At 52.3% G+C, this 6,534-nt stretch carries 4 protein-coding genes; all 4 read left to right on the forward strand.

Features of this window, described 5'->3' with window-relative positions:
- The first annotated feature begins 518 nt into the window (after positions 1 to 518).
- The 4 genes from ACMV5I_RS23805 to ACMV5I_RS23820 all read left to right on the forward strand — a co-directional run bounded on the left by ACMV5I_RS23805 (position 519) and on the right by ACMV5I_RS23820 (position 6,432).
- The gene (locus ACMV5I_RS23805) at positions 519 to 3,944 is read left to right on the forward strand and encodes a RecE family exodeoxyribonuclease (RefSeq protein WP_414825443.1); all 3,426 of its coding nucleotides are present in this window, start codon (positions 519 to 521) and stop codon (positions 3,942 to 3,944) included.
- A gap of 14 nt (positions 3,945 to 3,958) precedes the next feature.
- Positions 3,959 to 5,026, forward strand: a complete 1,068-nt coding sequence (locus tag ACMV5I_RS23810) for a RecT family recombinase (protein ID WP_414825444.1) — start codon at positions 3,959 to 3,961, stop codon at positions 5,024 to 5,026.
- 70 nt (positions 5,027 to 5,096) lie between these two features.
- Entirely contained in the window at positions 5,097 to 5,375 is a 279-nt protein-coding gene (locus ACMV5I_RS23815) for an excisionase (RefSeq protein WP_414825445.1), read from the forward strand.
- A complete protein-coding gene (locus tag ACMV5I_RS23820) occupies positions 5,350 to 6,432 on the forward strand; it encodes a tyrosine-type recombinase/integrase (RefSeq protein WP_414825446.1) in 1,083 nt (360 codons plus the stop codon). The genes ACMV5I_RS23815 and ACMV5I_RS23820 overlap by 26 nt, the downstream gene beginning before the upstream one ends.
- Positions 6,433 to 6,534: the final 102 nt, after the last annotated feature.

The following is a 6,534-nucleotide window of genomic DNA, read 5'->3' on the forward strand; positions in this document are numbered from 1 at the left end:
TCTGGGCGTTTGTGTTCTTTCTAATTTTTGCACTTTCTAATTAAAAAATAACCGGTACCTGACGGGCAATTACTTTGCCCACGGGATCCCCACGCCTGAAAGGCACCAAATCGCAATTATTTAACGAGGTGTTGATGTGAAAACTTTTAACTCAGAAGAGGCTCGGCAGGCGCAGGCCAAATATTGCAAAGAAAAGAACTATCCACATTTCGCGCCACGTGACGGGATTTGCTGGCGTTGCAAGCGGGACATTTATCAGCAACAAACCGCCCCCACGCGTCCTACTGGTATTTCAGTTCAAGAGGCTGGCAGCAAGCTGATCTGCTTCTGTCCTCACTGCAATCGGAGCTATGACGATTAGGGCGTAAAAAAGCCCGCACTAGGCGGGCCATCTTACCCATTTTACATCTGGGGGATGGGTAGCCGGGGAACCACCCCCAGCAACCGAGACATAACCAATGACCACTATCGCAGTCAATGATCGACTGCATTCTACCTAAATTCAGGAGAATTGCATAATGCAAAACATGTATGCCTATTATCTCAAGGCAAAACAGAAATCCGGCAAACCTTCCCTTTTCATTTATTTTGAAGCGAAGAACGACGCTCGGGCACTGCGTGATCTGGAAAACAAAATTGAAGATGCCGAGCTGGATCCGAAAGAGTATTTCAAACCAGTTCGCACAAACTTCCCGGTGGTCGACGACCTGCCTATCGAAGGTGTATTCAGCGAACCTTGGTGTGACCGTTATTGCTTAGGTGATGATGGTTTGACGTGGGAGCTGATCGCTACCGAACCCGCGCAACAGCTGCCGCAGGTAACTGCAAAACCACCAGCAAAAGACGAGACCACATATTCCGCAATAGACCTCGACAAGCATACTGTGATTGCCGCCGCATGGCTGTTTGGCCGTGACTGCATGAAAATGACAGGGGAGCAGTTGAAAGCAGCAACCAGGCTTATGATGGATGACTCGCAGCGGTACCCGCAAAACGTCATCATGGCCCTCTCCAATCTTAAGGGGTTCGATTACGTTTACCCGGACATGCCGATAGTGGCCATTGCAGCCATGAAGGCCATCTGGCCGCCATTCGATAAAGCGCCAGAACTGGGCAAAATTAGTCAGTTTGCAACTGAATACCTGAATGCAAAGGTAGATGATCGCCAGTCTGTCATTTCTAAATGGCAGACAACACCCAATGCCACGCATGCGCCTGACCCAGAACTGCCACGAACAACGTCCGGCGCGCAAAGCAAACCAATGCAGGAAGATAATTTTTCATCTGCGGAGATGATCTCAGCGATCGGCGATGAGGCATTAAAAAAGCACACAGCCCTTTCCATCATGGGTATCAACCCATCACAGGCCAAAGCACGCGACGTCACCAACGCTAAAGCAATGGAAGATGCTCGCGATCCCGCTTGGCGTGCCTGGTACACAACCTACCGAGTTATTCCCGGCATCCAGACGGTCGATACGGACACTCGTCACGCTATCATTTCAGATGGTTTGAAGAACCTGAAGCTGCTCGCCGATAGCGATGCTCGCTTGCACTTTGTTAAATCTCGCCTTGTCGGTCACCCTGGATGCCCCGAGTTGGCTAACTACACGCAGGCGCTACCAGCTGGTGACACTGTGGAAGATGCACCGTCAACACAGGACGAGTTAGCTACAGTCGCCGCAAACGAAGAAATGCTCACAACCGAAACCGGGCGCGGCGCATGGCTACTCGGTGAGGTTCTCGCTGTCCTGGGTGGTGAAACAACAGTGATGAGTGTTGATGAGGCCAATGCCCTGATCTCCGCAATTAACGGAGCATCACGCGTATACCTTGCCAGATTAATATTTAAGGAAATAGATGTATGTGATCCGTTCTGCCAACTTAGTGCTGACGATGTCCATCACATTACTTGCGACGTGATGCATCAATGGATCGAAGACAGGTCTCAGAGGATTGATTTCATCAATGAACGTGTCGCATTTAATCTAAAAGAGGGTCGCTCGGTACAGCCGCAAGAAAACTCAGAAGCAGCACGACCTGATACCTTAAATAATGGAGAAACAATAGAAGCCGCCCAGCAGCATCAGCCCGGCGAACTTCGCAGCATGGGGGGCGGGAAATTCGACGTATCCGCGCTCTTTGAGGCTTCCCCGCTTAAGGATGCATCCGCAGAACCTGCGCCGGAAATCACCTCAAATGAAGGCGAAAAAGAAGAAGTGGACGCCGCTAAGGATCTTGACCCAACAACGCGCAGCGCGTGGCTGCGGCGAGAAATCATGTTCGCCCTGGACGGTAAAACGTCAGTGATGAGTAAGGATGATGTCGAGGAACTTCTCACAAAAGCTGGCGATTTTAATCACGTATATCTCGCCAGGCTGCTGGCCAAAGAGATAGAGCCTTGTGATCCCTTCAAGCAACTGGTCGAGGATGATATTTACCACCTCACCTGCGATGTACTCGAGGGTTGGCTTGATGATAAATCCCAGCGGATTGATCTGATCAACGAACGCATTGAATCTTATCTGCGCGAAGGTAGCGCAGAGCCTCAAAGCGTCACCCTCGAAAACAAAGAGGCTGTGGAGGTATCCACTCCAGTGAGCGAAACCGCTCCAGAGGTGATCGCCAGCGAAACGGCAGAACCTGCCGTAACGTACCCGGCCTATTTCGAGCCTGGTCGTTACCACGATATCCCGAACGACGTTTACCACGCGGCGAACGGCATCAGTAGCACCCAAGTGAAGGATGCACGGATCAGCCTGATGTACTTCCATGGCCGCCACGTCATCAAGTCTATTGCCCGTGAACGTAGCGATGCCCTGACATTCGGTTCGCTCGTCCACACGATGGCGCTGGAGCCTGAAAAACTGACCAACGATTTCAACATCGAGCCAATCATTCCTGAGGGTGCATTCACCGGCGTAGCATCGATGCGCGCATTCATCGAGAAGCACAACGCCACCCTGCCCAAAATGACGGACTCGGACACGCTGCGTTCAATTCTTGATGAGCACAACGCCAAGTTACCTACGCCGTACGCACTGGGCGGGAACGCTGATGAAATCGTCCGGATTTACACCCTGCTACCGCAGGAGTTCCAGAGCATCGCCGAGGGGCAGAAATTCACGGCCACAGCCATGAAGGCTTGCATCAAAGAGTACAACGCAACTCTGCCCGAAATGCTGAAAACCAGCGGCGGCCGTGATGCTTTGCTCGAGCAGTTGGCAACCATTGATCTGGAATTCGCCACGCGTGAAAAAGCCATCCCTGCGCCGCTGCCGGTCAGCGGGACAAAAGAGGACATGGCAGCCCGGATCAAAACGATTCTGCCTGAGGCCATTTTTGCCGATGAAATCCTTGATGCGTGGACGTCGTCAGATGACGGTCGCCAGCTGGTCACCCAGCAACAGATGCAGGCGGCGAAAGCCATTCAGCGCGCCCTGTTCACTCACCCGTCTGCTGGCCCCCTGCTGCAACACCAGAACCGCGCTGTTGAGGTGAGTTACTTCGGGATCGACGAAGACACAGGCCTCGAGGTACGTGTCCGCCCTGACCTTGAAATCGACCTTGATGGTGTTCGCCTGGGTGTGGATCTCAAATCGACCAGCATGGGCCGGGTAAAACAGGATTTCTTACGCGCCAAATTGCACCGGGAAATCATCGATCGCGATTACCACCTCAGCGCGGCCATGTATTGCGACGTTGCTGCCTTCGATCAGTTCTTCTGGATTTTCGTGAACAAGGACGAGGGTTATCACTGGGTGGCCATCGTTGAGGCCTCGCCGGATCTGTTGGAGCTGGGGCGACTGGAATACAAAAAAGCGATGCGCGACATCAAGCAAGCTTTCGACACCGAAACATGGCCAGCGCCGATCACAGAAGAAGTGATCGATGACCTGAACGATTTTGACCAACGCCGCCTTGAAGCGCTGCGCATTGCATAAGGGGAACGAAAAAAATGAGCAATATCACTTTGGCAGAAGAAAAAACGAACTCGGTTACCGACTCCAACATTGCCCTGTTCAATCCTCAATATCTGACGGCTATCAGCAACTTTGCGCAGATGATGGCCAGCGGCGTGGCCACGGTTCCCAAGCATCTACAGGGCAACCCTGCCGACTGTATGGCAATCGCGATGCAGGCAGCGCAGTGGCAAATGAACCCCTTTGCCGTGGCGCAGAAAACCTACACGGTGAGCGGGATCCTCGGCTATGAGGCACAGCTCGTCAACGCTGTGATTTCAACGCGTGGCCCGTTGGTTGACCGCATCAATTACGACTGGTTTGGGCCATGGGACAAGGTCATCGGGAAGTTTGAAGTCAAGAGAAGTGAAAAAGGTGAATACCGCGTTCCTGGCTGGCGGATGGCGGACGAAGAAGGGATCGGCATAAAGGTATGGGCCACGCTCAAGGGGGAGGCAGAGCCTCGCGAACTTACCCTGTTGCTGGCGCAGGCCAGAACCCGCAACTCTACGCTGTGGGCCGATGACCCACGCCAGCAGTTGGCCTACCTGGCCGTTAAGCGTTGGGCGCGCCTGTATTGCCCTGAGGTCATCCTCGGCGTGTACACAATTGACGAACTCGAGCAGCGGAACGAGAAAGAAATCAATCCGGGAGCCCCTGCAGCGCGGGTGAGTGTCAGTCAGTTGACTGAACCAGTTGCGGCAGCGCAGCAGCAAAGCAGTGCTCCACCGGTGGACAGCGACGGCATTGCGGCAGATATCCGGGCAGCGATCGAGCAGGCGAAGGCTCCTGAACAGACCATGGCGATCCGCGCGCAGGTTGAGGAGTTGAAACAGAAGCTGGGCATCACTGATTACACCGAGCTGAAAAATAAAGTGGTCAAGCGTCACCGGCAGATCACCACGGCCACAAGCGTAAATACGCAGCTTGAAGCCTGCAGCACACCGGAAGCATTTGCAGCAGCGGAGGCTTTGGTTCGCCGTTCTGAGCGTGACCTCAGTGCAGATGATCTGGAGCGTTTCCAGATTGCACTGGATGACATGCGCCTGGAGTTTGCAAACTGATTTCCAAAAACCAAACCACTCCGGCCATCGCGTTTACCATGATGGCCGGTTGTGTGCTCGAGGCATAACCATGACCAAGTTACTTACATTAGAAGAATGGGCTGATGAAGTTTATACGGACAAGTCTAGACCAACCGTGCCGACGCTCCAGCGGTGGGCAAGGAACGGGAACATATACCCGACACCGGATAAGCAAGGCAGGCAATACTTCGTTAAGCCTGGCGCAATCTATATCAACCCAAACGACCTAAATCTCGGAAAGAAAATAAGAGACGCCCAAAGCGCGGAGCCCGCACGGGCCGCGTTTATGGAGAAGGTAATCAATGGCACGGCGAAAGGACGGGTATGATATGAAGCTGCCCAAAAATTTAACTTATCGCTGTAAGGGAAAATCCTTCTATTGGCGCAATCCTGCGACCAAAAAAGAAATATCGCTAGGGCCTATCGCGCGCAGGGATGCGATTGCGCAGGCGATCGAGGCCAATCACTACATTGAGCAGAACTACTCCCCTGTTCTTTTGTTAGACAAAATTAAGGGTACACACGAATACACGCTGAATGCCTGGCTTGAGCGATACGATGTTATTTTCAAACGCCGTAAGCTTTCCGAGAGCACTTACAAAGCCCGCAAGGGACAGATTGCCATCATTAGCGAGAGATTAGGCGCATTGGTGCTGTCAAAAATCACGACACGGAATGTCGCCGAATTCCTCGAATTCTGGGTGGTTCAGGAAAAGCAGACGATGGCCACCACCATGCGATCAGTGCTGTCTGACATTTTTCGCGAAGCGATTGTCGAGGGCCACATTGATACCAATCCAGTGACACCAACGCGAGCAGCCACAGCCACTGTAAAGCGTGAACGCCTGGAGCTAGACCAATACATTGCCATTCGTGAAGCGGCAGCCGAACTGCCCGCATGGTTTGGTCTTTCGATGGATCTTGCACTGATAACCGGCCAGCGCCGGGAAGACGTGGCACTCATCCGTTTCGAGCATATTGTTGATGGTCGGTTGCAGATCACCCAGGGTAAAACTGGGGCCATGATCTCCCTGCCTCTGGATTTAGAATTGCGCGTGTTAGGGCTCAAACTGGAAACGGTTATTGAACGATGCAGGCAGGCCAGCGCCACAGGCTTTATGGTCAGTTCCGGCATCCGGAAAAACAGCAAAGATGGATCGCTTAATCCGGATAGTTTAACCAAGAAATTTGTAGCAGCCAGGAAGTTGGCAGGAATAGTTCTTGAGGATTCACCGCCCACGTTCCATGAGATCCGAAGCTTGGCCGGGCGACTGTATGAGAAGGAAAAAGGGAAGGAGTTTGCGATGAAATTGCTGGGGCATAAGTCGGTAAAAATGACGGACAAATACCTCGATACCAGGGGGAAAGAATACGTGATGCTGTAAAAGACCGAGTATAGAAATTCGAGTAAAATTCGAGTAAATTCGAGTTATTGTAAATTTATATTTATAAATCAATAGCATAAAAAAAGACCGAGTACGATTCCT

Origin of the sequence: Serratia sp. T13T92 (genome assembly GCF_047530105.1) — a bacterium.
Taxonomy (GTDB): domain Bacteria; phylum Pseudomonadota; class Gammaproteobacteria; order Enterobacterales; family Enterobacteriaceae; genus Chania; species Chania fonticola.